This is a genomic window from Rhodoferax sp. (assembly GCF_010365055.1).
In the GTDB taxonomy this organism is placed as follows: Bacteria; Pseudomonadota; Gammaproteobacteria; order Burkholderiales; family Burkholderiaceae_C; genus Rhodoferax.
In genome coordinates this window covers 1-2,017 of record NZ_JAAFHA010000187.1, presented here as the reverse complement: position 1 = coordinate 2,017, position 2,017 = coordinate 1, and the positions used below count along the sequence as shown (strand labels likewise).

General features: G+C 64.3%; 3 protein-coding genes. All 3 read right to left on the bottom strand.

Features of this window, described 5'->3' with window-relative positions; genetic code table 11:
• A partial coding sequence (locus tag GZ093_RS20795; protein WP_296489638.1) for an ATP-binding protein occupies window positions 1-976 on the bottom strand: 976 nt, incomplete at its 3' end.
• A gap of 78 nt (window positions 977-1,054) precedes the next feature.
• Window positions 1,055-1,552, bottom strand: coding sequence for a hypothetical protein (locus GZ093_RS20790; RefSeq protein ID WP_296489637.1), 498 nt, complete (start codon window positions 1,550-1,552; stop codon window positions 1,055-1,057).
• Window positions 1,553-1,567: 15 nt separating this feature from the next.
• Window positions 1,568-2,017: winged helix domain-containing protein (locus GZ093_RS20785; RefSeq protein WP_363261232.1), on the bottom strand; the 450-nt coding region annotated here is incomplete at its 5' end.

The following is a 2,017-nucleotide window of genomic DNA, read 5'->3' as shown; positions in this document are numbered from 1 at the left end:
ACACGTCTTCGGGCATCAGCTTCACGCCTTTGGGCAAGAGCGAATGCAGCTCGATAAAGCTCTTGACCGCCGTGAACAGGCCGTCGCGCAAGCCCGACTCGTGCGTGCCGCCCGCGGTGGTGGGAATCAGGTTGACATAGCTTTCACGCACCAAAGGGCCGTCTTCGGTGAAAGCGACGCACCAGGAGGCGCCCTCGCCTTCGACAAAATTGTCATGCTGGGCATCGGCAAAACCATCGCCCTCAAACACCGGAATCACCAGCTCGCCGGCCAGGGTTTGCATCAGGTAGTCCAGCAGACCGCCCTTGAACAGCCAGTTTTGCGTCTCTTTGGTCTTCTCGTTGACCAGCGTCACGGTGACGCCCGGCATCAGCACCGCCTTGCTGCGCAGCAGATGCACCAGTTGCGCCATCGGCAGCGCCAGGGTTTCAAAATATTTGGCGTCGGGCCAGACCCGCACCGTGGTGCCGGATTTGCGCTCGCCGGAGGCTTGGTCGCGCACTTGCAGGGGCTCAATCACGTCGCCACCGGCAAACACCAGACTGGCGACCTTGCCTTCGCGGTAGGTGGTGGCCTCCAGCCGCGTGGACAAGGCGTTGGTGACGCTCACCCCCACGCCATGCAGGCCGCCCGAGAAGCTGTAGGCGCCGCCCTTGCCCTTGTCAAACTTGCCACCGGCGTGCAGCTGGGTGAACACCAGCTCGATCACCGGGGCGTTCTCGGTCGGGTGCAGGCCAAACGGAATTCCGCGGCCGTCGTCCTCGATGCTGACCGAGCCGTCAAGATGCAGTACCACCCTGATCTTCTTGCCATGCCCTGCCAGCGATTCGTCCGCCGCGTTGTCGAGCGCCTCCTGAATCACGTGCAGCGGCGTGTCGGTGGTGGTGTACATGCCCGGGCGCTGCTTGACGGGCTCCAGCCCCTTCAGGACACGGATCGAGGCTTCAGAGTATTCGTTGGTGGGTTTGAGTGCCATAGGGACGGGATTGTAGTCGGGGCTGTATGGAACCACAGGTTCACGGCCTGCCAAACAGAATCAAAACGCAAGAAGCCGCTACAAGCCCAGCGTCGTCGCTGGAAATCCCGGTGTGCTGTCGCGGATTTTTTCATCCAACAGCTGGCGCAGCAGCACGCTGCGCTCGGGGTTGTGGCCCCAAATGCCGACGCTGCGCTGCGGATCGAGCCGCTGCATGAACCAGGAACGGCTCCAGATCGCGCTCGGGCAATCGCCGGGCGCGCGGTCACGGCAGACGCGGCACTCGATGAGATGGCCCCAGGTCTGGCGCCACGCCACAAAGCGCGGCTGCTGGCGCACCACTTCGTCATAGCGCGTCGCCAGCAGCGTCATGCGGCGCCCCGCCTTTGACCAGGCCTGCAGGGACTCCACCACCGCGCGCTCGCGCAAGGGCCAGTCTTCAAAGGTGGCGTCGCTCAAGATCAGCGCGGGCCAGCCCTCGCGCGCAGCACAGGCGAGCGCGTCGCGCACGCCTTGCGCGAAGTCGGTAGGGCCGGAAAAGCGGCCGCTGGGCAGTGCTTGGGGTTCAGTAGTCATGAGTTTCTTGACAGTTCAGAGTTGATGCAACCAGCCGGCCTGCTGCCAATCCTGCAGCAAACAGCGGGCCTCGCTACTGAGCCGCGCCACATCGGCTTGGGCCAGATAGCGCTGGTCGGCCAAGCGCTGCATCAGGGTGGCATCGCGCCTCCCGGCGCGGAAGCTCTCGCCATTGATAAAAATGTGTTTGGCATCAAACATCATCTTGGTGCGCCGATCCAGTTGGATCTTCCCGCCCGACGCGCCAGGCGCCAGGCCGGCAGGATGGGATTGGGCCTCAGTGGCCGGGAACCAGACGTTGGCCTTGGGCTCGGTCATGTATTCGCCCAAGGCGCGCCCTAACGCGGCCGGGTCTTTGAGGGCATCCTGCAAGGCGTCCCGGGCGAAATCGAGCATCTGTGCGGGTATCGCGGCGGGCTGGCTGACGGCCGCCTGGGTCGGGTCGCGGTAGACCGCGACACCGAC